This is a genomic window from Amycolatopsis halotolerans (assembly GCF_042647905.1).
GTDB classification, from domain to species: domain Bacteria; phylum Actinomycetota; class Actinomycetes; order Mycobacteriales; family Pseudonocardiaceae; genus Amycolatopsis; species Amycolatopsis halotolerans.
The window spans coordinates 135,345-161,532 of record NZ_JBHRWI010000070.1 but is presented as its reverse complement, the minus strand read 5'-3'; the positions used below and the strand labels follow the sequence as shown (position 1 = coordinate 161,532).

Genomic DNA, 26,188 nt, shown 5'->3' with positions numbered 1-26,188 from the left:
CGAACCTTGGCCGGATCACTCTTCGGGAGGGATGGTCGGCGGCGGAGGCACTGGGTAGCGTGGCGGTCGATGAGCGAACGTACCTGGGGCTTCCGCACCCGCGCCCTGCACGCCGGCGGCACTCCCGACCCCGCCACCGGGGCCCGTGCGGTGCCGATTTACCAGACGACCAGCTTCGTGTTCGAGGACGCGGCCGACGCGGCGAACCTGTTCGCGCTGCAGAAGTACGGGAACGTCTACAGCCGGATCGGCAACCCGACCGTCGCGGCGTTCGAGGAGCGCGTCGCGAGTCTCGAAGGGGCCATCGGCGGGGTCGCGACGGCCAGCGGGCAGGCGGCGGAGTTCCTCACGTTCTCGGCGCTCGCGGAGTCCGGTGACCACATCGTGTCGGCGGCCGGGCTGTACGGCGGGACGGTCACGCAGCTCACCGGGACGCTCGCGCGGTTCGGCGTCGAGACGACATTCGTGCACGGCGACACCGAGGAGTACGCCAGAGCGGTCACCGACCGCACGAAGCTGATCTACACCGAGGTGATCGGCAACCCGAGCGGCGCGATCGCGGACCTCGCCGGGCTGGCCGATCTCGCGCGTTCGCACGACATCCCGCTCGTGGTCGACGCGACGCTCGCCACGCCGTACCTCTGCCGCCCGATCGAGCACGGCGCGGACATCGTCCTGCACTCGGCGACGAAGTTCCTCGGCGGGCACGGCACGACGCTCGGCGGGGTCGTCGTCGAGGCCGGGACTTTCAACTGGGGCAACGGAAACTTCCCCCGGATGACCGAGACCGTCGACAGCTACGGCGGGCTCAAGTATTGGGAGAACTTCGGCGAGTACGCGTTTTGCACGCGGCTGCGCGCGGAGCAGTTGCGCGACATCGGCGCGGTGCTGTCGCCGCATTCGGCGTTCTTGCTGCTGCAGGGCGTGGAAACGTTGCCGCAGCGGATGGACGCGCACGTCGTCAACGCGCGGGCGATCGCGGAGTACCTGAACGCGGATCCGCGGGTCGCGTGGGTGTCGTACGCGGGGTTGCCGGATCATCCGGATCACGAGCGGGCCGCGCGGTATCTGCCGCAGGGTCCGGGCGCGGTGTTCTCGTTCGGGGTCAAGGGCGGACGCGCGGCGGGCGAGAAGTTCGTGGAGTCGGTGGAGCTGTTGTCGCACTTGGCGAACGTCGGCGACGCGCGGACGTTGGTGATCCATCCCGCCTCGACGACGCACGCGCAACTGTCCGAGGACCAGCTCGCCGCGGCTGGTGTGGGCGCGGACTTGATCCGGCTGTCGGTCGGACTGGAGGACGTCGACGATCTGCTGTGGGATCTCGACCAGGCCCTCGACAAGGCGGTGAACGCATGAGCTACGACGTCGGCGCGGTCGAACGGCGGCGGCTCCTGGGGCGCACGAAATCGGTGACGGTCGTGGGCGCGTCGGCGAATCCCGCGCGGCCGAGCTACTTCGTGGCGACGTATCTGCTGTCTTCGACGCGGTACGAGGTCAACTTCGTGAACCCGCGGCTCGACACGTTGCTGGGGCGGCCGGTGTATCCGTCGCTGGCGGAGGTGCCGGGTGAGCTGGATCTGGTGAGCGTGTTCCGCAAGCACGATGACCTCCCCGGGGTGGCCGAGGAGGTCATCGACGCCGGAGCGCGGACGTTGTGGCTTCAGCTGGGGTTGTGGCACGAACCGGTGGCGGACCGCGCCCGCGAGGCGGGGTTGGACGTGGTGATGAACCGTTGCGTGAAGATCGAGCACGCGCGGTTCGCGGGCGGGTTGCATCTCGCCGGGTTCAACACCGGGGTGATCAGTTCCCGGCGGCAAACGGCACCGTAAACCGGGTGCTGGCCTGAGTACGGTTGGCGAGTGAACGTGAACCGCCCTGAGGTCGAGACGACCCGCCTGGACGACCTCGAAGTCGTGTTCGTCGGCGAGTCGGTCTCGGTGCGCTTCGGCGAACGGCACGCGGCGACCCACCACCTCGACCGGCGGCTGTTCTTCACCGTACGCGTCCAGGCACCTGGGCTCGACGCCCGGCTGGAAGGCGTCACCAACTTCGTGACGGGTCGCGGCCTCGCCCGCTTCCTCGACAACCTCGACTTCCGCGGCTGGGAAGGCGAGCGACGCTGGGTCAATGCCGACCGCGACCTGATCGTCTCCGCGACCTATCACTCCGGCGGTCGCGTCGAACTGGCGTGGACGATCCGGCCGTGGCGGCACTCCGTGTACGGCGAGTGGGAAGCCACGGTCACGACCTCGATGGAGGCTGGCGCGGAGAAAGACGACCTGGCCGCCCAGATGCACGCTTTCCTTACCGCCGAAGGGTTTCCGGTCGAGTACAGCGAAGCCGAGTTCAGCTGACCGTCGCGACCAGGAACTCCTCCCCCGCCGTCTCCAACCCGTCCGAACGACCGGACAGATACCGCTTGTTCAACTCAACCGCACTGACGTGCTGGACGTCCTGAAAACCGCACTCGCGCGCGAACTCCAGCATCTCGTCCGGCGCGAAGAAGCTCACGAACGGCGTCCCGGCCGCCTTCGCGCCCTTCATCGCCGCTGCCCGGGCCGCGCGGTCGGGTCCGTCCAGGTACTCCTCCGGCATCTGGAACGTCATCGCCACCACGGTGCCCGGCGCGAACCCGGCGAGCGCGCGCAACGTCGCGGCGTTCGCCTCTCGGGTCAGGTACATGCTGACGCCCGTCGAAGCCACCACAGCAGGCTTCGCGAGCTCGAAACCGTTGGCGACCAAGCGTTCCGGCCACTGCTCGCCGGATTCGAAATCGACCGGCACGAACCGGTACGGGGCCGGCAGCCCTAGAGCGGCCAACCGTTCCCGCTTCCACTCCTGCGTGCCCGGCTGGTCGATCTCGAACACCCGCACGCCCAGCTCCGGCTCCCGCTGCGCGAACGTGTCCAGCCCGGCGCCGAGCAGGACGTACTGCGAAACCCCGCGTTCGCGGACCAGATCCTCGACGAACCGGCTGCGCAGTGCGATTCCCGCGCGGAACCGCTGGGTGAAGCCGAGGTCCATGTCCGGCCGGGACCGCCAGCCCGGGCCGGGATCCGCCAGCTGGAGGCCGATCTCGTCGACCAGCGCGTGCGGCGGCGGATCGGCGAGCACGTGCAGTGCGCGCCACAACGCGACGCGCACCGCGGTGTGGTCCGGCTCGCTCACTTCGGGGCCCGCAGGATCCAGGCCCGGCCGTCCGGGTCCCGCACGGTCATCTCGCGCGTGCCGTAGTGGGTGTCCTCGAAGGGGGTGACGACGTCGAGCCCCGCGTCGGCCGACTCGTCCGGCACCGCGACCACCACGCTCGTGCGCGGCTCCTGGCTTTCGGGGACCTCGGCGACGAACACCGGCACGCCGTCGCCGTTCGACAGCTGGCCCGAGTTGTGGTCGGTCTCGAAATCGAGGCTGAACCCCACGCGCTGCAGGAACTTCGCGGTCTTGCCCCAGTTGTGCGTCTCCAGGAAAAGCATGGTGATGCCGTCGCTCATGTCAGCCGTCCTCTCGTTGTGCGGAAGGGGTATCGAGGTAAGCCCGCAAAGCCGCGGTGACCAGCGCGGACAGCGACTGCTCGTTCTCGATCGCCCGGTACTTCACCTGCTTGATCAGCTCGACCGGCAGGTAGACGTTGAATTGTTTGACCTCTTCACCGGCCATATCTAGGATGCTAGCAATCTAGCCAGCGGCGGACAAGCCCCGCCCGCCGCCGCCATGAGAAGGTGGGGACATGGCGAAACCCTCCGGGCTGCAGATCAGGAACATCATCGCCGCCGTCCTGATGGCTGCCGCGTTCGTGTTCAACCTGGTGAGCGGCGGCCCGTGGTGGGTCACCGCGATCGTCGGCGTCGCGGCACTGCTGTCGTCCTTCTCCGCTTATCTGAACCGGCCGAGCGCCCGGGGCTGACCCGCGAGGGCAGCCAGGCCCGGACGCTCGGGCAGGAAGCACTCTCGTTCAACCTTCGTCCGCACGGACGTCGCCTGCGGTTCAGCCGCCGCTGCTCTACTCGGCGCGGCCCGATCGCGGCAGGCGAAGGAGTGTTGGTGGCAGGGAACGGCTTCACCGTCCACACGGACGAGTTGCACAAATTCAGCGAGTACATGGACAAGACGACCGTGCCGACGGTGAACGACTCCGCGAAGGCGGTGGACGACGCCAACGGCGGGGACATCGACGCGTTCGGCGTCGTGCTCGCGCAGGTGCTCGCCATTCCCGCGCGGATCGCGCTGAAGGTCGTGTCCGACAACCTGCACGGCGTCGCGAAGGACGTGACCGACAGCGCGGACAAGACGCGCCAGGCCAGCGAGCAGTACAGCAAGGGCGACCAGGACCTCGCGAAGGCGTTCGACAAGTTCAAGCCGGAGCAGGTGAAATGAGCGCGGTCGTTCCCATCACCGACTCGAACAGCACGACCGGCGCGGGCGTCGCGGACAGCTGGCACAGCGTCGTCTCGTCGATCCAGGAGATCCAGAACCTGCACGGCGGCGACGCGGCCGCGGTCGGCGTCGAGATCGGCGTGTCGATCGTCGGCGCGATCGCGGACACCGCCGCGTTCGTCATGGACCCGTTCGGCAAGCTCATCGCCGCCGGGCTCGGCTGGCTGATCGAGCACATCTCGTTCCTCAAAGAGGGCCTCGACAAGCTCGCCGGCAAACCCGAGGCGATCAACAAGATGGCCGAGGAACTGCACAAGACCGCCGAGAATCTGCGCAACGCGGCGAAGGACCTGGACACCACGCTGCAGAAGACGGTCGCCAACTGGCAGGGCGACGGCGCCGAGGCGTTCAAGAAGAACATCGGCGACCGACGCGGCCAGATCGACAGTGCCGGGCACGCGGTCGACGCCGCAGGCTACGTGGTCAAGACGACGATGGCCCTGGTCTCCGTGGTGCGGTCGCTGATCCGCGACCTGATCACGACGTTCCTCGGCGACGTCATCGCGACCATGCTGATCGCGCTCGCGATGGCGGCGTTCACGTTCGGCGCGTCGATCGTGGTCGGGGTGGGCAACGTGATCCGGTCGGGGATCTCGCTGGCGCTGACGATGGCGTCCAAGATCGCGCGGGTGGTCGGCCTCGGCGGGCGGACCGCGAGCAGGCTGGCCCAGCTGGCGGAGAAGGTCAAGCCCTCGCGCGGCGGTGGCGGCGGGACGCACGGTGGGGGCAACAACCACGAGATGACCGACCTCAACCCCGGGGGCTCCGGGGGCCACGGCGGCGGGGGCGGCGGTGGGCAGGGCGGCCACGGCGGGAACAACACGCCGCATGAGGACACTCCTGGCGGCAACAACCACCACGAAGACACTCCCGGTGGCAACAACAACCCGCACGAGGACACCCCGGGCGGCAACAACCACCACGAAGACACCCCGGGTGGCAACAACAACCCGCACGAGGACACCCCGGGCGGCAACAACCACCACGAGGACACCCCCGGCGGGAACAACACCCCGCACGAAGACACTCCTGGCGGCAATAACCACCACGAAGACACCCCTGGTGGGAACAACCATCACGAAGACGCGCCGGGCGGGAACAACAACCCGCACGAGGAGCGGCCGAACAACCAGCCGCACGAGGACGATCCGTTCGACACCTGGCTGGCCGCGGACCAGCACTTCAACCCGCCGCCCAACCGCCCGCACGACACCCCGGGCGGGAATAACCACCACGAGGACACCCCGGGCGGCGGGGGCAACCACGACAACACGCCGGGCGGCAGCGGCCACGACAACACCCCCGGCGGGAACAACCACCACGAGGACACCCCCGGCGGCGGCAACCACGACAACACGCCGGGCAACAACACCGGCCACGACAACACCCCGGGTGGCAACAACCACCACGAGGACAACCCCGGCGGCAACAACACCCCGCACGAAGACACGCCGGGCGGCAACAACCATCACGAAGACAACCCCGGCGGGAACAACCACCACGAAGACCAGCCGGGCAACAACACGAACCACGAAGACAACGCGGGCGGCAGCAACCACGACAACAACACCGGCGGCAACCACCACGAAGACAACGCGGGCGGTAACAACCACCAAGAAGGCAACCAGGGCGGCGGCGGGAGCGGGGGCTCCTCCGGCCCGCAGTCCGCGTTCAAGCCCTACGAGTTCAGCTGGATGAAGAAGCACGAAGGCTGGATGCAGACGGCCTTCGACCTTCCCGAGATCAAGAAGTTCACCGGCGGCAAGAACGTCTGGAAGGACGTCATGAAGTGGCCGGAGGACCAGTGGAAGAAGAACCCCCGGCTGTTCTCCTTCATGAAAACCCTGGCCGACGGCAAGAGCAGCAAGAACTTCGCCGGCTGGGTCGGCAAGGACGCGGTCAACTTCGACAAGTCGATCACCGACATCCAGATGCAGGCGCAGGAAGCCTGGAACATCTCCGACGAGGAGTGGCGCAAGGAGCACCCGGACCCCGCGGCTGACGGGGGCGGCGGGGAGTAGTCGTGCCCCGTTGAGGCAGGAACAGCCGTGAAGGGCCCCTTGAAGGAATCTGATTCCTTCAAGGGGCCCTTCACGGACCAAGAACTCAGTCGGACGTCTCGGCGAATCGCGCCGTCACGGCTTCCCGGCCGCGTTTGCTGAGTTCGCCGAAGAGGCGCAGCCGGGCGAGGCCGCCGTCCGGGTAGATGTCCAGGCGGATCTCCGTTACCTCGGGGCCGTCGTCCGCCAGGGCGAAGCGGTGGCGGGTGTCGGGCTGCAACCTGGTGCGCGGCAACAGTTCCACCCACTCGCCCTCGTCCACGCGGCCACTCACCGAGGCCCAGCCGGGCGCGTTTCCCTTGAGGTTGCTGGTGTCCAGCTCCACGAACCGGATCAAGCCCGCGCCCGCCAGCCGCACTGTCGCCCAGTCGTTGCCGTCGTCGCGGCGGCGGGCGGTTTCCCAGCCTTCCGCCTGGTGCGCGGCGAGGCCCGGCGACAGCATGTTGTTCGGCGACGAATAGAACATGTCGCTGCATCCGGTGACGACCGCGCCGTTTTCCAAAGCTGCCAAGTCCAGCGAGCGCGGGTCAAGCAGCGAGGGGTCCGGCACGGGCGAACCGTGCACTCGCAGTCGTGCGACGCCACCGTCGGGGTGCTGGGTGAGGCGTACGTGGGTGTAGCGACGCGGGGACGTCACCTTGTAGTAGTTCTCCGAGTCGCCGATCGCCGGTTCGTGGTCGACCAGGACGTCCCAGTCCGCGTCCTGCAACTCCGCCGCGCTCGGGTAGCCGGGGACGGACGTCGCCGCCACGGACACGAACGGCGGGTAGTTGCCCTTGAAGAACGCCGTGTCCACCACCACGCCGGACACCACGCCGCCGAGGCCGAGGCGGACCAGGGCGTGGTCGTCGCCGGGTTCGCGGTGCCGCCGGGTCTCCCAGCCGTCGTACACCTGGCCCTTCGGGCCGAACGTTTCGGCGCGGTGCGCCGGCCGCCACGGGTTGACCAGGTTTTCCTTCTCGGCGAACAGTTCGTCGCTCGCCCACATCACGGTGCCCCCGAACAGGCGCGAGGCCAGATCGGGCTGGGTAGTCCACTCCGGACGGTCGGACACGTGCTCCTCCATCTTTTCAGCAATTGCCCCGGGTCAGCAAAGTCCCCCTCGGCTCGTCGCCGGTCACCGGCTCGCCGCGCAGCCAGGTGCCGCGCACGACGCCGGCCAGCGGACGCTGGTCGTACGCGCTCACCGGGTTGCGGTGCGCGAGCTTCGCGACGTCCACGACGAAGGCTTCATCCGGCGCGAAGACACAGAAATCGGCGTCACCGCCCACTTCCAGCTTGCCCTTGCGCGTCATCCCCACCTGCGCGGCCGGGCGCTCGGCCATCCACCGCACCACGTCGACGAGACCGAAGCCGCGCTGGCGGGCCTGCGTCCAGATCGCGGGCAGACCGAGCTGCAGGCTGGAAATACCGCCCCAGGCGAGACCGAAATCACCGGTGTCAAAGCGTTTCAGCTCCGGCGTGCACGGCGAATGGTCGCTGACGATCGTGTCGATCGTGCCGTCGGCCAAACCCTGCCACAGCAATTCCCGGTTCGCTGCCTCGCGAATCGGCGGGCAGCACTTGAATTGCGTTGCCCCGTCCCGGATTTCCTCCGCGATGAACGACAGGTAATGCGGACAGGTTTCCACCGACAGCGCGACACCCTCGCGGCGCGCGCTGGCGATCAGCGGCAAAGCGTCCGAAGAGGACAGATGCAGGACGTGCGCGCGGGCACCGGTGCGCCGGGCCGCCTCGATCACGTGCGTGATGGCCAGGTTTTCCGCGCCGCGCGGGCGGGAACCGAGGAAGTCGTGGTACTTCTCGCCGTGCGGATCGGGGGCCGCGTCGATCGCTTCGGAATCCTCCGCGTGCACGATCATCTGCGCGTCGAACGACTTCAGCTCGCGCAGCGCGGATTCCAGGCCGGCCGCGTCCAGCGGGGGGAACTCGTCGACGCCGGAGTGCAGCAGGAAGCATTTGAAGCCGAAGACGCCCTCGTCGTGTAGACCGCGCAGATCGCCTTCATTGCCGGGAATCGCGCCGCCCCAGAACCCGACGTCCACGTGCACCCGGCCGCTCGCCGCCTTGCGCTTGACCTCCAGCGCGGCCACGTCGACCGTCGGCGGCAGGCTGTTGAGCGGCATGTCCACGATCGTCGTGACACCGCCGGCCGCGGCCGCGCGCGTCGCGGTCTCGAAGCCCTCCCACTCGGCGCGGCCAGGGTCGTTGACGTGTACGTGGGTGTCCACGAGACCGGGCAGCAGCACCTCGTCTTCGCCCAGGTCAACGACCCGCGCACCGGCCATCTCGACGACACCGGGTTCGACCGCGACGATCCGGCCGTGCTCAACACCGATCGTCGCCGGGCCGAGACCGGCGGGGGTCACCGCACGCGCGGCCCGCACCACGAGGTCCATCGACGGCACCCTCCAGTTCCACGTTACGGAAATAGTCTTTCGCCCACCGAGATTAGACACGTCCTTCCCGGCTCGTCAACGCCGTCCCTCCCACGTTACGGTCACCGGGTGAAGTTGGAAGCCGAGTTCACCAGCGAGCCGTTCCGCGGCGAGGGCGCACCGCCGGAGCACGCCGTCCGCGCCCGCGACGCCGCCGACGCGGCCGGGCTCGACACCGACTTCGGCCCGCTCGGCACCCTGGCCCGCGGGAGCGCCGACGAACTGTTCGCCGCGTTGCCGTCGATCGCCCGCGCCGCCCTCGAAGGCGGGGCCACCCGGGTGACCCTGCAACTGCGCCGGACCGACGATTCCGACACCGTTCCGGCGGTCGAACTCAACAGCGCGCTGTCGCGATTGATCGCCGACGTGGAACGCGAACTCGGCTCGAAACTCCGCGATCTCGACCGCCCGGAAAAGCAGCGCGCGGTCCGCCTGCTGCGCGAGCGCGGGGCCTTCAACCTGCGGAAATCGGTTTCGGCGGTCGCCGAGGAACTGGGCGTCACGCGGTTCACGGTCTACAACTACCTCAACCGGGAAGCCGACTGAAAGAGCCGCGAGCCGCGATTCAACAAAGTGTTGACGCACGCTCGACCCGGCCGTACGGTCAGCGGAACACCACCTCCCCGGAGGAGATTCCGTTGCCGCTCGCACTCGCCGAGTTCAACTCCGCATCCGCCGCCGAACTCCGGCCGACGCTCACCGCCTGCCTGGCCGTGCCACGCTGGGTCGACACCGTGCTCGACGGCCGCCCGTACGCCGATTTCGCCGCGCTGAGCAAGAGCGCGGACAGCGTGACTCCGTTGCGGCGCAACGAGATCCGCGACGCGATCGCCGCACACCCGAGAATCGGGGAACGCCCCACCAGCAAGGGCAGCGACGCCGACTGGTCCCGTTCGGAGCAGTCCGGAGTGGACAATGCGGACGAATTCGCCGCCGCCAACGCCGAATACGAGGAACGTTTCGGCCACGTGTTCCTAGTATGCGCGAGCGGCCGCAGTGGCGAGGAATTGCTCGCGAACCTCCGGTCCCGGCTGGGCAACGACCCGGAGATCGAACTCGACGTCGCTGGCGCGGAGCTGGCCAAGATCGCGCAACTGCGCCTCGCGAAAGCGGTAACAGCATGAGCCTCGTGACTACGCACGTCCTCGACACCGCCACGGGCAAACCCGCAGCCGGGATCGCCGTGCGCTTCGAGCGCCAGGACGGCTCGCTGCTCGCCGAGGGCGCGACCGACGACGACGGCCGCATCCGCGACCTCGGCCCGGACACGCTCGACCCCGGGGTGTACCGGCTGATCTTCGACACCGGGGGCTACCTCGGCCCGGAGGCGTTCTTCCCCGACGTCACGATCGCTTTCCGGATCGTCGACGGCACGTCGCACCACCACGTGCCGGTGCTGCTGAGCCCGTTCGCCTATTCCACCTATCGCGGGAGCTGACATGGGAATCTCGTTGGGCCCCAACCAGTACGGCAAGGCCGAGGTCCGCCTCGTCACCGTCCGGCGCACCGGCGGCGTGCACCACCTGCGCGACCTCACGGTGTCCTCGGCGCTGCGCGGCGACCTGTCGGCCACGCATCTCACCGGCGACAACTCCGCCGTGCTGGCCACCGACACGCAGAAGAACACGATGTACGCGTTCGCCAAACAGCAGGACGTCGGCGAGATCGAGGACTTCGCCCTCCGGCTCGGCAGGCGGTTCGTGGACACGCAGGAAAAGATCACCGGCGCGCGGGTCTCCGTCGAAGAGCAGGAGTGGGACCGCATCACGGTGGACGGCGCGCCGCACGCCCACTCGTTCAGCAGCTCCGGCGGCGAACGCCGCACCACCACCGTCACCGTGCACGCCGACCGCGCCTGGGTCGTGTCCGGAGTGGACGGTCTCGTGGTGCTCAAGTCCACCGGGTCCGAATTCCACGGGTACCCGCAAGACGAATACACCACGCTCGTCGAAACCGACGACCGCATTCTCGCCACCGCCGTCACCGCGCGCTGGCGTTACGAGGGATTCACCGGGATCGACTGGGCCAAGAGCCATCGGGAGATCCGGCAGACGCTCCTGGAGACGTTCGCCACCAAGCACAGTCTTTCGCTGCAGCAGACCCTGTACGCGATGGGCGAAGCCGTGCTGCGGGCACGGCCGGAAGTAGCCGAGATCCGGTTCTCTCTGCCCAACAAGCACCATTTCCTCGTCGATCTAAGCCCCTTCGGCCTCGAGAACCACAACGAGGTGTTCTACGCCGCAGACCGACCGTATGGCCTCATCGAAGGCACGGTGGTCCGCGACGAAGCCGAAGAGCCCGGCCCGGCCTGGACCGACGCCGTGCTCTAGCCCCGAGTCCCCTCCGGGAGAGCGCATGTCAGTTACACAGGAACGACCCTCTCGGCACCCCGTGGACGCGCGGCCTCCGCTGCCGCAGTTGATCCTCGGAGGAATCCAGCACGTCGCGGCCATGTACGCCGGAGTGGTGGCGCCACCGCTCGTCATCGGCGCGGCCGTCGGCCTCTCCCCCGGCCAGCTCACGCTGTTGATCAGCGCGGCGCTGTTCACCGCGGGACTGGCCACCCTGTTGCAAACCCTCGGCTTCTGGCGCTTCGGCGCGAGACTGCCGCTGGTCAACGGCGTCACTTTCGCCGCCGTAGCGCCGATTCTGTCCATCGCGGCACAGCATCGCGACGGCAACGCGTTGGGCGTCGTGTACGGCGCCACGCTCGCCGGCGGCGTGTTCGTAGTGCTCGCCGCACCGTTTTTCTCCAAGCTGACGCGGTTTTTCCCGCCGGTGGTGACGGGGACGGTCATCACGCTCATCGGGATCTCCCTGCTGCCGGTCGCCGTGCAGTGGATCGCCGCGCAGCACAAGTCGGCCAAGCCCAGCGGGCTCGTGCTGGCCGGGATCACACTGGTCGCGGTGCTCGTCTTCACCCGGTTCCTGACCGGGTTCTGGAGCCGGATCGCACTGTTGCTCGGCCTGGTCGCGGGCACCGCCGCGGCGTGGCCGCTCGGCCAGGTCGACACGTCGACGCTCCGGCAGGCCCCGGTGTTCGGCATCGTGACGCCGTTCCACTTCGGCACGCCGACGTTCGACGTCGCGGCGATCGTCTCGATGCTCATCGTGATGCTCGTGGTGATGGCGGAGAGCACCGCCGACCTGCTGGCGCTCGGCGAGATCGTGGACCGGCCGACCACCAGCCGCGTACTGGCCGACGGCCTGCGCGCGGACGGGCTTTCCACCGCCGTAGGCACGATCTTCGGCGGGTTCGCCTGCACGGCGTTCGCGCAGAACATCGGGCTCGTGTCGCTCACCCGCATGGTGAGCCGGTACGTGGTCGCGGCCAGCGGCGTGGTGCTCGTGCTGCTCGGCGTGTTCCCGATGGCCGGCGGGATCGTCGCGCTGGTGCCGCAGCCGGTGCTCGGCGGGGCCGGGCTGGTGCTGTTCGGCAGCGTCGCGGTGAGCGGCATCCGGACGCTCGCGAAGGCGTCGTTCGAGCATCCGATCAACGTCGCGATCGTCGCCGCGTCGCTCGGCGTCGGGCTGATCCCGATCGTCATGCCGGACTTCTACTCCGGCTTCCCGGCGGCGCTGCAGGTCGTGCTCAACTCCGGGATCAGCGCGGGCTGCGTGACCGCGGTGGTGCTCAACCTGGCGCTCCGGCCGCGCTTGATAGAACGCTCTACTGTCAAGGAGCTATCCTCGGTGGCGTGACTGGCACCAAGGACCGCATCCTCGCCGCCGGGGCGGAGTTGTTCCGGCAAGGCGGGTACGCGGGCACCGGCATGAAGCAGATTGTCGAGAAGGCCGGCGCGCCCTTCGGGTCGGTGTACCACTTCTTCCCCGGCGGCAAGGAACAGCTGGGCGAAGAAGTGGTACGCACCTCGGGGATGCAGTACGCGCAACTGTTCGAAGTCTTCATCTCCCCGGCGCCGGACCTGATCACCGGCCTCGAAAGCTTCTTCGCGGGCGCGGTCACCACGCTGCTCGACACGGACTACGTCGAGGGCTGCCCGATCGCGACCGTCGCGCTCGAAGTGGCGACCACGAACGAACCCCTGCGCAAGGCCACCGCGGACGTGTTCGAGGCGTGGACCAAGGCGGGCACCAAGGGTTTCTCCGCCTTCGGCCTTCCCGACGAGCACGCCCGCACGCTCACGCTCGCCTTGGTGACCAGCTTGGAGGGCGCGTTCGTGTTGTGCCGCTCCATGCGGACGACCGAACCGATGGCGGTCGCGGGCGCGGCGGTGGTCGACGTGGCGCGACGGCTGCTGACCGAACTGGGTGACGACGGGAAACGCCGCACCGGGGGCGGCTAAGCTGGAGCCAACATCCGGGTCCGCGGGAGGTGGCCGGTGTTCGGTCTCAGCATCGACCACATCGTTATTCTGCTGCTCGCCGGGTTGTTCATCCTCGGCCCGGAACGGCTGCCCGAGGCCGCGCGCTGGGTCGCGCAGACCGTGAAACGGGCCCGCGGGTTCGCCGCGGGCACCAAGGCCCAGCTCGAAGCGGAACTCGGCCCGGAGTACCAGGAGCTGCGGAAACCGTTGCAGGAACTGCAGTCCCTGCGGATCGGCAATCCCCGGGCCGCCGTGACGAGGTATCTGCTCGACGACACGCCCCCGGCCGCCAGCCCGGCGCCCCCTCCCGCTCCGGCGCCGGTTCCGGTTCCGTTGCGGGCCAACGAGCGGCCGCCGGTCGATCCCGACGCCACCTGATCATTCCGCCGCGCGCCACGCCCATCCGGCCAGCACGAGCAGTTCGACCAGTTCCAGCACCGCCATCGCCCGTTCCACGAGCCCGGTCGCGACGGTCGGCAGATGCTGCCCGAACGCGACATTAGCCGCGAACGGAATGAGAAACGGCAGAAAGAACGGCACCGCGGTCAGCGCCAGAACGCGCGACCAGCGCGCAAAGCCTCGCCATCGCGGCGAATTCCGGTGCGCCCAGCCGAGCAGCCAGCCGGCTAACGGCAAACTCACACAACTGATCCCGGTCGCGGCCAGATGCACTTTGCCGACCCACGACACCGCATTTCCCTGCGGGTCCTTCGTGAACAACGCCACCGCCGCGAGCCCGGCGCACCAGGCGGCCGTCGCGAAGACCGTCAGCGGCCCGTACAGGATCCCCCGGCGGCGCAGGACCAGCGCCACCACCACCGAACCGGCCGACGTCAGCAGCATCGCCGCCGCCCACATCCACCAGCCGGGAGTCCAGGCGTAGTCGCTGAGCATCGCGCTGACCGGGTCGATCGGGCCCCAGTAGCGGTCGACGTGCAGCACCACCAGGAACGCGGCCGCGACCAGCACCGCGGCCACCGCCGCACCGAGCGCGAGTTTCGTTCCTGTCGCCGACGGGGCTGGCGCCGGCGCCAGGACCCGCGCCGGGGTCAGTTCTGTCGCCACCGCTGGTTCTCCGCTCCGCCCGTCCGATTTTCCGAAGCATATCCTGGCCGCGAACTCGCCGCTTTCGGACAGTCTGGCCGAATTGCCGTGCATTCTCAGCGTCCTGCCAGAAATCGTGACTACCCTCGCGGCCGTTCACTGCTCGCTAAAGACGGGAAATTCATGCCTGCCGCGCGCGGTACGGAATTGCGGCTGCTCCTGCTCGCGGTGGCGATCGTCTGGTTCGCGTTCCTCCTCGTGGACGCGAACGCCCTGGGGCAGATCAACTTCTCGATCGTCGGCTACGGCGCGTCGTTCACCGCGGTCGCGGCCGTGGCGCACCTCGCGGTCCGGCGCTGGGCCCCGTACGCGGACCCGCTGATCCTGCCGTGCACCGTGCTGCTGAACGGCCTCGGCCTGGTGGTGATCCACCGGATCGACCTCGGGCTCGCCGAACAGGCGGTGCAGCGCGGCAAGGTGTACTCGGCCGTCGCCGGGCAGCAGGTGCTCTGGACGGTCGTGGCGCTGGTGCTGTTCCTGGCCGTGCTCGGGTTCGTGCGCGATCACCGCGTGCTGACCCGCTACGGCTATCTCGCCGGGCTAACCGGGATCGTCGCTGTGCTGCTGCCCGCGCTGCTGCCGGCGTCGCTGTCGGAAGCGGGCGGCGCGAAGGTGTGGATCAGGATCGGCCCGCTGTCGCTCCAGCCGGGCGAATTCGCGAAGCTGCTGCTGATCGTCTTCGCCGCGACCACCCTGGTGGCGAAACGGGAACTGTTCCGCGTGGCCGGGCGGAAGGTGCTCGGCGTCGAACTGCCGCGGGCGCGCGACCTCGGGCCGATCATCCTCGCCGCGCTCGGCTGTGTGGCGGTGCTGGCGTTCGAGAAGGAACTCGGCGCCTCGCTGCTGTTCTTCGGGATCGTGCTGGTGATGATCTACCTCGCGACCGAGCGGGTGATCTGGGTGTACGCCGGGCTGACAGTGTTCGCCGGCGGGTGCGTGCTGGCGTACTTCCTGTTCAACCACGTGCGGCAGCGGGTCGCGAACTGGATGGACCCGCTCGCGACCTACGACCAGGCCGGCGGCGGGTACCAGGTCGCGCAAGGGTTGTTCGGCCTCGGCACCGGCGGCATGGGCGGAACGGGCCTCGGCGCGGGCAGGCCGGACATCGTCCCCGAGGCGAACACCGACTTCATCACCGCCAGCATCGGCGAGGAGCTGGGCTTCCTCGGACTGGCCGCGGTGCTGATGCTGTACCTGCTGATCGCGCTGCGCGGGATGCGGCACGCGCTGGCCGTCCGCGACAGCTTCGGCAAACTCCTCGGCGGCGGGCTCGCGTTCACCGTCGTGATGCAGATTTTCGTGGTCGTGGGCGGGGTGACGAAGCTGATCCCGGAAACCGGGATCACCGCGCCGTTCCTGTCGAAGGGCGGCTCGTCGCTGCTCGCGAACTACATCCTGGTCGCGCTGCTGCTGCGGATCTCCGACGCGGCGCGCAAGCCGAGCACGACCGATCCGGTGCAGGCGGTGCGGGCGCCGCTGGCGGAGGCGGGAACGGTGCTGGTCAGACGGCCGCAGTGAGCTGGATGACGAGACGGGGACGGCTTGGGGACGACCCCCGGCAGCGTGTCTCCCGTCCGGTCATCTACTGCGAAAGGACTGACATGTCATCGAGGGGAATGCTGCGGCTCGCCGGAGCCGGCGCGGCCGCGGCGATGCTGACTGCCGCCTTGTCCGGAACCGCCTCCGCGGGGGAACAATCCGCTGCCGCCATCGCGAACTTCTACATCCAGCGCGCGGGAACCAGCGTCTGCCTGGACAGCAACACCAAGGGCGACGTCTACACGCTCAAGTGCAACGAGGGGCGGAACCAGGTGTGGACCAACTTCGCCCCGGGCAAGTTCCGGAACCTGGAGACCAACGCCTGCCTCGCCGCGAGCAGAACGGCCGTGTTCACCACGTCCTGCTCGTCCAACACCACTGACTGGACGACCTCGTCCACCACGAACAAGTACTTCAAGAACGTGCAGACCGGGCTCTGCCTGAACAACAGCGGCGGCAGCCCCGAAGCCGTCGGGGTGCGGATCTGCCACGCGCCGACCGCGCTGTGGACCGTGGAACGAGCCTGATCGCGGAACCGGTGGGTCGCCCGGGAGGGCGGCCTACCGGTCTTCCCGCAGCCGAGCGCTCGCCTTCGCCAGCTCGCCCGCGATCGCGGTCTCGTCCGCGGACTTCAGCTGTCCCCCGGCCACCACCGTTTTCCCGCCCACGAACAGCCTCCGCAACGGCGGCGGCGCGGCCAGCACCAACGCCGCGACCGGGTCATCGATCCCCGCGTAGTTCAGGCCGCTCAGGTCCCACACCGCCAGATCCGCGAGCTTCCCGACCTCCACCGAGCCCATGTCACGCTCCCGGCCGAGGCAGCGCGCGCCGCCCATCGTGCCTAGCCACAACGCTTCTCGCGTGGTCAGCCCGGTCGGCCCGCCGCGTTGCCGGGCCTGCAGCAACGCCTGGTGCAGCTCCTCCGCCAACCCGCCGGATTCGCTGGAAGCCGCGCCGTCGACGCCCAATCCGACCGGAGCGCCCGCGTCGAGCAAGTCCCGCACGGGAGCGATTCCGGTGCCCAGGCGGCCGTTCGACGTCGGGCAGTGCGCGGAACCCGTAGCAGTCGCGCCGAATCGACGGATCGCGTCGGGCGCGAGGTGCACGGTGTGCGCGAGCCAGACGTCCGACGCCAGCCAGCCCAGTTTGTCCGCGTACTCCGCGGGCGTGAGGCCGGTTTCGGCGAGGCATTGCTTTTCCTCGGCCTGGGTTTCGGCCAGGTGCGTGTGCAGCCGGACGCCCTTGCGGCGAGCCAGTTCGGCCGACTCAGCCATCAGCCGCTCGGTGACGGAGAACGGCGAGCACGGGCCCACCGCGATCTGCACGTGCGCGCCCGGCGAGGCGTCGTGGTAGCGGTCGATCGCGGCTTCGGTGCCAAGAAGGGCGGCTTCGGCGGTCTCGACGAGGCTGTCCGGCGGCAGCCCGCCGTCCGATTCGCCGCGGTCCATCGAGCCGCGGACCAGGTGCAGCCGCAGGCCGATCCGCTCCCGCGCGGCGACGAGCGCGGCCACCTGATCGCCGCCGTCGGCCGGGAAGACGTAGTGGTGGTCGGCGACCGTCGTGCAGCCGGTCAGCGCCAGCCGCGCCATTCCGGCGGAGCCCGCGGCGTGCGTGATCTCCGCGTTCAGTTTGGCCCACACCGGGTACAGCGCGACGAGCCACTCGAACAGCGTGTGGTCGGCGGCTAGGCCTCGGGTGGCCCATTGGTACAGATGGTGGTGCGTGTTCACGAGGCCCGGCGTGACGAGGCAGCCAGCGGCGTCTACGCGTTCGTCCGCCGTCCCTGCGAAGGCGCCGTCGCCGACGGCGGCGATGCGGTCGTCCTCGATGAGGACGTGGCCGTTGCGGTGCTCGGGGCCGCTGACTGTGGCGATCGCAGCGTTCTCGACGACTGTCCTCATGCGAACCTCCTCAAGCTCGTGAGTGGCGGCGCCGGTTCTAACCGGCGCCGCCACTCATGAGTCACAACGCCTTGGCCGCGCGATCCGCCACCAGCCCCAAGAAGCGGCTCGGGTCTTTCAGCTCCCCGCCTTCGGCCAGCAACGCCATGCCGTGCAGCAGCTCCGCCGTCTCGGCCAGCGAGGTGTCCTCCGGGTGCTCGGCGAACGCCTTGCGCAGGCCGGTCACCAGCGCGTGCTCCGGGTTCAGCTCCAGAACCCGCTTCACCGGCGGCAGTTCCTGCCCCATCGCGCGGTACATCTTCTCCAGCGTCGGCGTCAGATCGCCCGCGTCGCCGACGATGCAGGACGGCGACGTCGTCAGCCGCGAGGACAGCCGGACCTCCTTGACGGTGTCGGTCAGCGTCGCCGACATCCACTTCAGCAGGTCCTCGTATTCGGCCTTCTTCTCCTCGGACGTCTCGTCGCCGAGGTCGACCTCGCCCTTCGCGATCGACTGGAACGTCTTGCCGTCGAAGCCGCTCGCCGACTCGGTCCACATTTCGTCGACCGGGTCGGTGAGGATCAGCACCTCGTACCCCTTGGCGCGGAACGCTTCCAGGTGCGGCGAGTTCTCGATGACGGTGCGCGATTCACCGGTCAGGTAGTAGATGTGCTCCTGGCCGTCCTTCATCCGCGACACGTAGTCGCGCAGCGAGGTCGGCTTGTCCGCGTGGTTGGTCGAGTCGAACGACGAGATCTCGAGGATCTGCTCCCGGTTCTCCGGGTCGTCGATCAGGCCCTCCTTGACCGCGCGGCCGAACTCCTGCCAGAACGTCGCGTACTTCTCGGCCTCCTCGGTCATCATCGTCTTGACCGTCGAGAGGATCTTCTTCTCCAGCCGCCGCCGGATCGCGCGGATCTGCCGGTCCTGCTGCAGGATCTCGCGCGAAACGTTCAGCGACAGGTCCGCCGCGTCGACGACCCCCTTCACGAAGCGCAGGTAGTTCGGCATCAGCGCTTCGCAGTCGTCCATGATGAACACGCGCTTGACGTACAGCTGCACGCCGCGCTTCGCGTCCCGCATGAACAGGTCCACCGGTGCGCGCGAGGGCAGGAACAGCAGCGCCTGGTACTCGAAGGTGCCCTCGGCCTGCATCCGGACCGTCTCGAGCGGATCGGTCCAGTCGTGGCTGATGTGCTTGTAGAACTCGTGGTACTCCTCGTCGGAGACCTCGTCCTTCGAACGCGCCCAGAGCGCCTTCATCGAGTTGACGGTCTCGAGACCGCCAGCGTCGTCTTCTTCCTCGGTCGCAGTGCCTTCCTTGGCCATCTGCACCGGCCAGGTGATGAAGTCCGAGTAGCGCTTGACGATCTCGCGGACCTTCCACGGCGACGTGTAGTCGTAGAGGTGATCCTCGTCGTCGGCGGGCTTGAGGTGCAGCGTCACCGAGGTGCCCTGCGGGGCGTCGGCGAGGGATTCGATCGTGTAGGTGCCCTCGCCGCTGGACTCCCAGCGGACGCCCTCGTCGGTGCCCGCACGCCGGGTCTCCAGGGTGACCTTGTCGGCCACCATGAAGCTGGAGTAGAAGCCGACGCCGAACTGCCCGATCAGGTCCTGGCCCGCGGATTCCTTCGACTCCTTCAGCTTGCGCAGGAAGTCGGCGGTGCCGGATTTCGCGATGGTGCCGATCAGGTTGACTACGTCGTCCCGGCTCATCCCGATGCCGTTGTCGCGCACGGTGAGGGTGCGCGCCTCGGAGTCGAGAAGGATCTCGATGTGCAGGTTCTCGGTCTCGGCCCGCAGATCCTTGTCGCGATACGTCTCCAGGCGCAGCTTGTCCAGCGCGTCGGAGGCGTTGGAGACCAGCTCGCGCAGGAAGATGTCCTTGTTCGAGTAGATCGAGTGGATCATCAGCTGCAGCAGCTGGCGCGCCTCGGACTGGAACTCCAGCGTCTCGACCGTCCCGGTTTCCTCAGCCATGGCTTTAGTGTTTCCTTTCCCGCCCTCAAAAGACCGGGTTGAAGTCTACCGAGCGCGTACGACAAAACGTGCGGAGACCGCGAAGTCCGATTGCCGCCAGCGGAGCCGTCGGAGCCCGGCCAGGCTGGCGACCGTGACTGATCCCGCTGCCGTGCTCAACGGCATGTACCGAGCCGAAGCTGAGTATTTCGCCGCCGGTGGCCCCGGTTCGGCTTCTTTTGCCCCGCTGGCCCCGTATTTCGCCGAGGATGTCGTACTTCACCAGGCTGACGGACTGCCGTTCGGCGGCGACTGGCACGGCCACGCCGGGCTGGAGAAGTTCTTCCTCGAGATGAGCCGGATCTGGGAGTCGTTCGAGATCGGCGAGCAGGAGTTCCTCGCCCTCGGCGCGACGTCGGTGGTGCGCACCCAAGTCCGTGCCCGGGCGCGGGCGACCGGACGGGAGCTGGAGTTCCCGATCCTGCAGGCGCTCCGGATCGAGGACGGGCGGATCGCCGAGGTGCACCCGTTCTACTGGGACACCGCGGCGATCGCGAGTGCCTGCGCCGAGTAGCGCGGGCACTCGCGATCATTCAGGCCTGCCGCCGCGCGTACGCGTCCAGCCGCGCCGGTTCAAACGGCAACTCCGCTTCCGCCAACGCCCCGCAGTTGTAGCCGCCGAGCAGATACCGGGCCAGCGCCTCCGCCGTCGCGGGTTCGTCCAGCACTCCCCCGGCCGTCTTCGACGCGTAGTCCTGCAACCGCTTGGCCGCCGCCGGGGCGCCCTCGCGGTAGAAGGCGTACGTCGCCGCGTACCGGGTCGGCAACTGGTGCGGGTGCAGGTCCCAGCCCTGGTAGAAGCCGTTTTCCAACGACCGCCGGACCAGCCGCAGATGCTCCGCCCACGCGCCCGGCAGGTCGTCGCCCACCGGGAGCCGGTTGGTCGAACCGTCGGACAGCCGCACGCCCGTTCCGGCAGCCGCGACCTGCATCAACTGCTTCGCGAAGTCGGCCGCGGGGTGCGCCATGCTCTGGTACGCCGCACTGATGCCGAGACCCGCGCTGTAGTCGTAGGTCCCGTAATGCAGCCCGGAGCACCGGCCGTCGGCGGCCTGGATGATCTGCGCCACCGAGACCGTGCCGTCGGTCGAAAGGATCGACTGCGCGGTCTCGATCTGCACCTCGAACCGCAGCGCGCGGTCCGCCAGTCCGTACGCGGTTTCCAGTCGCCCCAACACTTCCGCGGCGACTTCGACCTGCTCGACCGCGGTGACCTTCGGCAGCGTCACCACGAATCCGTCCGGCAGCGATCCTTCGGACAGCAACCCGGACAGGAACAGATCGAGCGTCCGGATGCCCCGCCGTCGCGTCGCGGCTTCGAAGCTCTTGAACCGGATTCCGACGAACGGAGTACCGCCGGTGGTCGCGAGCGTGCGCCCGGCGGCCTCCGCGGCCGCGTCCTCCGCTTCGTCGCCGGGATGGCCGTAGCCGTCCTCGAAATCGATGCGGAGGTCCTCGATCGGCTCGGTGAGGAGCTTCTCGCGGACGCGCTCGGCCACCGCCGGGTCGAGGTTCAGCAGGTCGCCGTGTTCGACGAAGACCCGCATCGCCTGTTTGCCCCAATCGGCGACCAGGCGCGTGCGGTACTGCGACGCCGGCACGTACACCGTGTGCACCGGACGACGGCCCGGAGACTCGCCGGGATACCGCGCCGCCACGCGCGCGTCGGCCTCGGCCAACCGCGCGTCGGCGTCGGTGTAGACGTCCTCGGCGAGCCGTCCGCCGCCCATTACTGGATGTGCTCGTACGCCGGCAGGGTCAGGAAGTCCGGGAACTCGTCGGCCAGCGCGACCTGCTCGAACAGCTCGACCGCGGGCTTCAGCAGGTCGTCGGAGACCTCGGCCGACAGCTCGCCGCGGACGTCGGCCACGACCCCGCGCACCAGCTCCGCGGTGACCGTCTCGCCGTTGTCCAGCTTCGTGCCGTTCTTGACCCACTGCCACACCTGCGACCGCGAAATCTCGGCCGTGGCGGCGTCTTCCATCAGGTTGTGGATCGCCGCCGCGCCGTTGCCGCCCAGCCACGAGGCCAGGTAGCGGATGCCGACGTCGACCGCCGCGCGCAGACCGGCCGCGGTGGCGCTGCCCGGCGTCGAGGCGACGTCCAGCAGCTGGTCGGCGGTCACGCTCACCTCGTCGCGGGTGCGCTCGAGCTGGTTCGGCCGGTCGCCGAGGACCTTGTCGAACTCTTCCTTGCAGAGTGCGACCATGCCCGGGTGCGCGACCCACGAACCGTCGAAGCCGTCCCCGGCCTCCCGCGACTTGTCGGCGTGCACCTTGTCGAAGGCGCCCTTGTTGGCTTCCGGGTCCTTGCTCGGGATGAACGCGGCCATGCCGCCGATCGCGAACGCGCCGCGCTTGTGGCAGGTGCGCACCAGCAGTTCGGTGTAGGCGCGCATGAACGGCGCGGTCATGGTGACCGAGTTGCGGTCCGGCAGCACGAACTTCTCGCCCGCGTCGCGGAAGTACTTGATGACGCTGAACAGGTAGTCCCAGCGCCCGGCGTTGAGGCCCGAGGCGTGCTCGCGCAGTTCGTAGAGGATCTCTTCCATCTCGAACGCGGCCGGGATGGTCTCGATCAGCACGGTCGCGCGGACGGTGCCGTGCGGGATGCCGAGCGCCTTCTCCGCGTGGGTGAACACGTCGTTCCACAGCCGCGCTTCGAGGTGGCTTTCCATCTTCGGCAGGTAGAAGTACGGGCCCTTGCCGCGGTTGAGCAGCTCTTGGGCGTTGTGGAAGAAGTACAGGCCGAAGTCGACCAGCGCGCCGACGCCCTTGCGGCCGCCGAAGGTCAGGTTGCGCTCGTCGAGGTGCCAGCCGCGCGGGCGGACCACGATGGTGGCGTGCTCGACGTCCGGCTTCAGCTCGTAGTGCTTGCCGTTCTGGTCGAGCGTGATCGTGCCGCGGATCGCGTCGGACAGGTTGACCTGGCCGCCCACGACGTTCGCCCAGTGCGGCGTGTTGGCGTCCTCGAAGTCGGCGAGCCACACCTTGGCGCCGGAGTTGAGGGCGTTGATGGTCATCTTGCGATCGGTCGGACCGGTGATCTCCACGCGGCGGTCGCGCAGCGCGGCCGGAGCGCCGGCCACCTGCCAGTCGCTCTCGCGGACCTCCTTGGTCTCGGCGAGGAAATCGAGGCGGCCGGTAGTACGGGCCTCCTCGCGCCGCTTGCCCCGCGCGACGAGGAGTTCGTCGCGCCGCGCGGCGTACTCGTCGTGCAAGCCCGCTACGAAAGCGAGGGCTTCCGGCGTCAGAATCTCGTCCCCACGCTCGACGGACCCGCCGAGAACCTGGACCTCAGACATGCGCAACACCCCGAGTAGTGCTTTGGATAACGTCCCTACGGTTTTTACCTGACGGACTATAGTTTCTGCATAGCGGAACATCAATCGGGTCTGTGAGGAGGACCACTGGTGGCGGCTGAGAAGAGCGGACGAGACGGCGGCGTCCAGTCCCTGCAGCGCGCGTTCGAGCTGCTGGAGCACCTGGCGGACACGGGCGGCGAGGCCAGCCTGTCGGAGCTGGCGACCCTGTCCGGGCTGCCGATGCCGACGATCCACCGGCTGATCCGCACGCTGGTGTCGCTGGGCTACGTCCGGCAGAACACCAACCGGCACTACGCGCTCGGCGCCCGGCTGATCCGGCTGGGCGAGAACGCGAGCATGCAGTTCGGCGCGTGGGCACGGCCGCTGCTGGTGGAGCTGGTCGAGGAGGTCGGCGAGACGGCGAACCTGGCGGTGCTGGAACGCGACGAGGTGGTGTATGTCGCACAGGTGCCGTCGAAGCACTCGATGCGCATGTTCACCGAGGTCGGCCGGCGTTTGCTGCCGCACGGCACCGGGGTGGGCAAGGCGATGCTGGCGGAACTGCCCGCCGACGAGGTCGCGTCGCTGCTGGAACGCACCGGCATGCCCGCGTACACCGAGCACACCTTCACGGATGCGGACGCACTGGCGGTGGAGCTGAAGAAGATCGCCGGACAGGGTTACGCACTGGACGAGGCGGAACAGGAACTCGGGGTGCGCTGCATCGCCGTCGCGATCCCCGGCGCGCCGGTTCCCGCGGCGGTGTCGGTCTCCGGCCCGTCGGGACGCCTGACGGCGGACGCGGTGAGCCACATCGCGCCGGTGGTGCAGAAGATCGCGGACCGGCTTTCGCAGCAGCTGCCGGTTACTTGAGTTCGCCCTTGAGGAGGTCCAGCAACAGTCCGTCGTGCCAGGTCCCGTCGGGTCCCTTCTCGTAATCGCGAAGGATCCCGACGCGCCGGAAGCCGAGCTTCTCGTACACGTGAATCGCGCGGACGTTGGCCGCCGCCGGATCGATAGTGAGCCGGTGGTGGCCCTGGTCGAACAGGCGCTGGGCCAGGATCCGGATCGCCTCCGCGCCGAGCCCGAGTCCGTAGTGGTCCGGGTGCACCGCGAGGTCGATTCCGGCGTGCCGGTAGCGGTGATCGAGCTCCTCCCAGCTCTGGATCACGCCGACGGTCTGGCCCTCGTACTCGATGGCGTAGGCGTGCTGGTCGCCTTCTTTCGAGAGCAGGCCGTCGGTTTCCTCGTCGGCTTCGCCCCACCACTGCGCCACTTCCGGCGCGGAGAGGATCTCGTGGATCCTGCTTCGGTCGGCCTCGGTGAGCAGACGGAGCGTGACGCGGGTCAATTCATCGGTTTCTGATCGACCTGGACCTGGTACTTCACATCGGTGCCGTTCACCGCACCGATTTTGGCCGTGCGCCCGACTTTCTGTCCACCGGCGGCGAGAAAAATCGGGCGGTGCACGGGTTTTCTCCTAGTGCCAGACGGAATTCGGGATGCGGTCGAGAAGGTCGCAGCGCAGGTCGAGGGCGGGCAGCGGAAACCGCCCGACATGCCCACCCCTCGTGGTCGTAGCCGTGCCGCTACCCACCGTGGCAGGCCACGCTCCAAGGAATGTCCGCTTTAACCCTTGTTCACCCGGCCAGGGGAATCAGCCCAGCAAAGCGTCCACGAACGCACCCGGCTCGAACGGCGCCAGGTCGTCCGGCCCCTCGCCCAGTCCGACCAGCTTCACCGGCACCCCGAGCTCCCGCTGGACCTGGAACACGATCCCGCCCTTCGCGGTGCCGTCGAGCTTCGTCAGGACGATTCCCGTCACGTCGATGACCTCGCCGAACACCCGCGCCTGCGCGAGCCCGTTCTGTCCGGTCGTGGCGTCCAGCACGAGCAGCACCTCGTCCACCTTCGCCTGCTTTTCCACGACTCGCTTGACCTTGCCGAGTTCGTCCATCAGGCCGGTCTTCGTGTGCAGGCGGCCCGCGGTGTCGATCAGGACCGTGTCCACGCCCTCGCTGATGCCCTGCTTGACCGCGTCGAACGCGACCGCCGCCGGGTCCGCGCCTTCCTTGCCGCGCACGACCGACGCGCCGACGCGCTCGCCCCACGTCTGCAGCTGGTCGGCGGCGGCGGCGCGGAAGGTGTCGGCCGCGCCGAGGACGACGGTTCCGCCCTGTGCCACCAGGACTCGCGCCAGTTTGCCGGTCGTCGTGGTCTTGCCGGTGCCGTTCACTCCAGCGACGAGGACCACCGCGGGCTGCTTCTTGCCGTCCACCTCGTGCGGCAGGGCGCGGACCGCGCGCTCGGCGTCCGTGGACAGCGCCGCGGTCAGCACCTCGTGCAGCAGTTCGCGCGCCTCGTCCGACGTGCGCACTGCGCGGCGGTTCAGTTCGTCGCGCAGGCGGTCCACGATCTGGGTCGTCGTGGCGGCGCCGAGGTCCGCCAGCAGCAGCGTGTCTTCTACGTCCTGCCAAGAATCTTCGTCGAGGTCACCGCCGCCGAGGAGGCCCAGCAGGCTCTGCCCGAACACCGAGCGGGACTTGGCCAGACGGCCGCGCAGGCGCTCGAGGCGACCGGCCGGGGACTCGATCTCCTCGATCGGCTCGACCGTTCCCGGGACGACTGCCTCGGGGGCCTCTTCTTCGACCGGCTCGGGGAGCTTGACGTCGCGCACCGTGCGCTGGTCGGAGTCGCGCGGGACTGCGGCGTCGTCGCCGACCGCGGGCTGGCCGTCGACTTCGGTGCGGTCCTCGACGGGGTGCTCGACCACCGGCTCCGGGGAGGGAGCGGGTTCAGGCGAAGGCTCGGGTTCGGCCTCGACGGCCGTCCCGCCGGAAGCGAAGGAGATCCCGCCGCTCGCGGCGTACCCGCCGCCCTTCGGCTTCTCCTCGACCTCGCGCCGCTCGGCCATGCTGATCCGCCGCTTGCGCGCGATGAGCAGCCCGGACACCAGAATGGCGACCAGGACGACGACGGCGACGACAACGATCCAGAACCAGGAACTCGACACGCGACCATCCTGTCATCCGCGTGCACAAGCCACGGGACACCCCACCTGGAGGCCAACGAGTAACGCGA

30 protein-coding genes are annotated in these 26,188 nt (G+C 68.8%); 17 read left to right on the top strand and 13 right to left on the bottom strand.

Annotated features, from left to right (window positions below):
- Nucleotides 1-69: 69 nt before the first annotated feature.
- From ACFORO_RS42310 to ACFORO_RS42300, 3 genes are read left to right on the top strand one after another with little or no spacing between them, the layout of a single operon-like run.
- Complete coding sequence (locus ACFORO_RS42310; protein ID WP_377870269.1) at nucleotides 70-1,356, top strand: O-acetylhomoserine aminocarboxypropyltransferase/cysteine synthase family protein; 1,287 nt, start codon at nucleotides 70-72, stop codon at nucleotides 1,354-1,356.
- Nucleotides 1,353-1,829: a CoA-binding protein gene (locus ACFORO_RS42305; protein WP_354737212.1), complete on the top strand. Its 477-nt coding sequence runs from the start codon at nucleotides 1,353-1,355 to the stop codon at nucleotides 1,827-1,829. Before ACFORO_RS42310 ends, ACFORO_RS42305 begins: the two co-directional genes overlap by 4 nt.
- A gap of 30 nt (nucleotides 1,830-1,859) precedes the next feature.
- The gene (locus ACFORO_RS42300; RefSeq protein WP_377870270.1) at nucleotides 1,860-2,354 is read left to right on the top strand and encodes a DUF6228 family protein; all 495 of its coding nucleotides are present in this window, start codon (nucleotides 1,860-1,862) and stop codon (nucleotides 2,352-2,354) included.
- Here the strand turns inward: ACFORO_RS42300 and ACFORO_RS42295 are convergent.
- The 3 genes from ACFORO_RS42295 to ACFORO_RS42285 are packed head-to-tail and all read right to left on the bottom strand — an operon-like array spanning nucleotide 2,347 to nucleotide 3,657.
- Entirely contained in the window at nucleotides 2,347-3,168 is an 822-nt protein-coding gene (locus tag ACFORO_RS42295) for a class I SAM-dependent methyltransferase (protein WP_377870271.1), read from the bottom strand. The two genes, ACFORO_RS42300 and ACFORO_RS42295, sit on opposite strands and share 8 nt — an antisense overlap.
- Complete coding sequence (locus ACFORO_RS42290; RefSeq protein ID WP_354737218.1) at nucleotides 3,165-3,491, bottom strand: VOC family protein; 327 nt, start codon at nucleotides 3,489-3,491, stop codon at nucleotides 3,165-3,167. The genes ACFORO_RS42295 and ACFORO_RS42290 overlap by 4 nt, the downstream gene beginning before the upstream one ends.
- Before the next feature lies 1 nt (nucleotide 3,492).
- Entirely contained in the window at nucleotides 3,493-3,657 is a 165-nt protein-coding gene (locus ACFORO_RS42285; protein WP_354737220.1) for a ribbon-helix-helix protein, CopG family, read from the bottom strand.
- A gap of 70 nt (nucleotides 3,658-3,727) precedes the next feature.
- On the opposite strand from ACFORO_RS42285, the gene ACFORO_RS42280 reads away from it, so the two are divergent.
- The 3 genes from ACFORO_RS42280 (at nucleotide 3,728) to ACFORO_RS42270 (ending at nucleotide 6,455) form a co-directional block, all read left to right on the top strand.
- Complete coding sequence (locus tag ACFORO_RS42280; RefSeq protein ID WP_167545671.1) at nucleotides 3,728-3,904, top strand: hypothetical protein; 177 nt, start codon at nucleotides 3,728-3,730, stop codon at nucleotides 3,902-3,904.
- Between the two features lie 137 nt (nucleotides 3,905-4,041).
- Complete coding sequence (locus ACFORO_RS42275) at nucleotides 4,042-4,374, top strand: type VII secretion target (RefSeq protein ID WP_354737222.1); 333 nt, start codon at nucleotides 4,042-4,044, stop codon at nucleotides 4,372-4,374.
- A complete protein-coding gene (locus ACFORO_RS42270; RefSeq protein WP_377870274.1) occupies nucleotides 4,371-6,455 on the top strand; it encodes a WXG100 family type VII secretion target in 2,085 nt (694 codons plus the stop codon). Before ACFORO_RS42275 ends, ACFORO_RS42270 begins: the two co-directional genes overlap by 4 nt.
- Nucleotides 6,456-6,540: 85 nt before the next feature.
- On the opposite strand, the gene alc is transcribed toward ACFORO_RS42270, so the two are convergent.
- Nucleotides 6,541-7,560 carry an allantoicase gene (gene alc / locus ACFORO_RS42265; protein WP_377870275.1) on the bottom strand — a complete coding sequence of 340 codons (1,020 nt, stop codon included), beginning with the start codon at nucleotides 7,558-7,560 and terminating at the stop codon, nucleotides 6,541-6,543.
- 4 nt (nucleotides 7,561-7,564) lie between these two features.
- Nucleotides 7,565-8,893 carry an allantoinase AllB gene (gene allB, locus ACFORO_RS42260; RefSeq protein WP_377870277.1) on the bottom strand — a complete coding sequence of 443 codons (1,329 nt, stop codon included), beginning with the start codon at nucleotides 8,891-8,893 and terminating at the stop codon, nucleotides 7,565-7,567.
- 108 nt (nucleotides 8,894-9,001) lie between these two features.
- Between allB and ACFORO_RS42255 the strand changes: the two genes are divergently transcribed.
- The 7 genes from ACFORO_RS42255 (at nucleotide 9,002) to tatB (ending at nucleotide 13,638) form a co-directional block, all read left to right on the top strand.
- Nucleotides 9,002-9,478: a helix-turn-helix domain-containing protein gene (locus ACFORO_RS42255; protein WP_354737230.1), complete on the top strand. Its 477-nt coding sequence runs from the start codon at nucleotides 9,002-9,004 to the stop codon at nucleotides 9,476-9,478.
- Between the two features lie 92 nt (nucleotides 9,479-9,570).
- Nucleotides 9,571-10,056 carry a 2-oxo-4-hydroxy-4-carboxy-5-ureidoimidazoline decarboxylase gene (gene uraD / locus ACFORO_RS42250; RefSeq protein WP_354737232.1) on the top strand — a complete coding sequence of 162 codons (486 nt, stop codon included), beginning with the start codon at nucleotides 9,571-9,573 and terminating at the stop codon, nucleotides 10,054-10,056.
- Nucleotides 10,053-10,370, top strand: coding sequence for a hydroxyisourate hydrolase (uraH, locus tag ACFORO_RS42245; protein WP_377870280.1), 318 nt, complete (start codon nucleotides 10,053-10,055; stop codon nucleotides 10,368-10,370). Before uraD ends, uraH begins: the two co-directional genes overlap by 4 nt.
- Nucleotide 10,371: 1 nt before the next feature.
- Nucleotides 10,372-11,262 carry a factor-independent urate hydroxylase gene (gene pucL, locus ACFORO_RS42240; RefSeq protein WP_354737236.1) on the top strand — a complete coding sequence of 297 codons (891 nt, stop codon included), beginning with the start codon at nucleotides 10,372-10,374 and terminating at the stop codon, nucleotides 11,260-11,262.
- A gap of 25 nt (nucleotides 11,263-11,287) precedes the next feature.
- Nucleotides 11,288-12,634, top strand: coding sequence for a nucleobase:cation symporter-2 family protein (locus ACFORO_RS42235; protein ID WP_377870282.1), 1,347 nt, complete (start codon nucleotides 11,288-11,290; stop codon nucleotides 12,632-12,634).
- Complete coding sequence (locus ACFORO_RS42230; protein WP_377870284.1) at nucleotides 12,631-13,239, top strand: TetR/AcrR family transcriptional regulator; 609 nt, start codon at nucleotides 12,631-12,633, stop codon at nucleotides 13,237-13,239. Before ACFORO_RS42235 ends, ACFORO_RS42230 begins: the two co-directional genes overlap by 4 nt.
- A 36-nt stretch (nucleotides 13,240-13,275) precedes the next feature.
- Complete coding sequence (tatB, locus tag ACFORO_RS42225; protein ID WP_377870285.1) at nucleotides 13,276-13,638, top strand: Sec-independent protein translocase protein TatB; 363 nt, start codon at nucleotides 13,276-13,278, stop codon at nucleotides 13,636-13,638.
- On the opposite strand, the gene ACFORO_RS42220 is transcribed toward tatB, so the two are convergent.
- Nucleotides 13,639-14,325, bottom strand: coding sequence for a DUF998 domain-containing protein (locus ACFORO_RS42220; RefSeq protein WP_377870287.1), 687 nt, complete (start codon nucleotides 14,323-14,325; stop codon nucleotides 13,639-13,641).
- A gap of 162 nt (nucleotides 14,326-14,487) precedes the next feature.
- Between ACFORO_RS42220 and ACFORO_RS42215 the strand changes: the two genes are divergently transcribed.
- Together ACFORO_RS42215 and ACFORO_RS42210 are read left to right on the top strand one after the other, a co-directional pair.
- Nucleotides 14,488-15,882, top strand: coding sequence for an FtsW/RodA/SpoVE family cell cycle protein (locus ACFORO_RS42215; protein WP_377870289.1), 1,395 nt, complete (start codon nucleotides 14,488-14,490; stop codon nucleotides 15,880-15,882).
- Between the two features lie 83 nt (nucleotides 15,883-15,965).
- Nucleotides 15,966-16,430: an RICIN domain-containing protein gene (locus ACFORO_RS42210; protein ID WP_377870290.1), complete on the top strand. Its 465-nt coding sequence runs from the start codon at nucleotides 15,966-15,968 to the stop codon at nucleotides 16,428-16,430.
- Nucleotides 16,431-16,463: 33 nt separating this feature from the next.
- On the opposite strand, the gene ACFORO_RS42205 is transcribed toward ACFORO_RS42210, so the two are convergent.
- Both ACFORO_RS42205 and htpG read right to left on the bottom strand, forming a co-directional pair.
- Entirely contained in the window at nucleotides 16,464-17,804 is a 1,341-nt protein-coding gene (locus ACFORO_RS42205) for an 8-oxoguanine deaminase (RefSeq protein ID WP_377870291.1), read from the bottom strand.
- A gap of 61 nt (nucleotides 17,805-17,865) precedes the next feature.
- Complete coding sequence (htpG, locus tag ACFORO_RS42200) at nucleotides 17,866-19,764, bottom strand: molecular chaperone HtpG (RefSeq protein WP_377870292.1); 1,899 nt, start codon at nucleotides 19,762-19,764, stop codon at nucleotides 17,866-17,868.
- Between the two features lie 133 nt (nucleotides 19,765-19,897).
- Between htpG and ACFORO_RS42195 the strand changes: the two genes are divergently transcribed.
- Nucleotides 19,898-20,317, top strand: a complete 420-nt coding sequence (locus tag ACFORO_RS42195; RefSeq protein ID WP_377870294.1) for a nuclear transport factor 2 family protein — start codon at nucleotides 19,898-19,900, stop codon at nucleotides 20,315-20,317.
- A 19-nt stretch (nucleotides 20,318-20,336) separates the two neighbouring features.
- Here the strand turns inward: ACFORO_RS42195 and ACFORO_RS42190 are convergent, their stop codons facing one another.
- The gene (locus ACFORO_RS42190) at nucleotides 20,337-21,533 is read right to left on the bottom strand and encodes a DUF6986 family protein (RefSeq protein WP_377870296.1); all 1,197 of its coding nucleotides are present in this window, start codon (nucleotides 21,531-21,533) and stop codon (nucleotides 20,337-20,339) included.
- Nucleotides 21,533-23,107, bottom strand: a complete 1,575-nt coding sequence (aceB, locus tag ACFORO_RS42185; RefSeq protein WP_377870297.1) for a malate synthase A — start codon at nucleotides 23,105-23,107, stop codon at nucleotides 21,533-21,535. The genes ACFORO_RS42190 and aceB overlap by 1 nt, the downstream gene beginning before the upstream one ends.
- Nucleotides 23,108-23,215: 108 nt before the next feature.
- Here aceB and ACFORO_RS42180 point away from each other — a divergent pair, with 108 nt between their 5' ends.
- Nucleotides 23,216-23,980 carry an IclR family transcriptional regulator gene (locus ACFORO_RS42180; RefSeq protein WP_377870299.1) on the top strand — a complete coding sequence of 255 codons (765 nt, stop codon included), beginning with the start codon at nucleotides 23,216-23,218 and terminating at the stop codon, nucleotides 23,978-23,980.
- Here ACFORO_RS42180 and ACFORO_RS42175 read toward each other — a convergent pair.
- From ACFORO_RS42175 to ftsY, 3 genes are all read right to left on the bottom strand, one after another.
- Entirely contained in the window at nucleotides 23,973-24,458 is a 486-nt protein-coding gene (locus tag ACFORO_RS42175; RefSeq protein WP_377870300.1) for a GNAT family N-acetyltransferase, read from the bottom strand. The two genes, ACFORO_RS42180 and ACFORO_RS42175, sit on opposite strands and share 8 nt — an antisense overlap.
- Nucleotides 24,455-24,577, bottom strand: coding sequence for a hypothetical protein (locus tag ACFORO_RS42170; protein WP_377870302.1), 123 nt, complete (start codon nucleotides 24,575-24,577; stop codon nucleotides 24,455-24,457). Before ACFORO_RS42170 ends, ACFORO_RS42175 begins: the two co-directional genes overlap by 4 nt.
- Before the next feature lie 187 nt (nucleotides 24,578-24,764).
- Nucleotides 24,765-26,120, bottom strand: a complete 1,356-nt coding sequence (gene ftsY, locus ACFORO_RS42165; RefSeq protein ID WP_377870304.1) for a signal recognition particle-docking protein FtsY — start codon at nucleotides 26,118-26,120, stop codon at nucleotides 24,765-24,767.
- Nucleotides 26,121-26,188 lie beyond the last annotated feature (68 nt).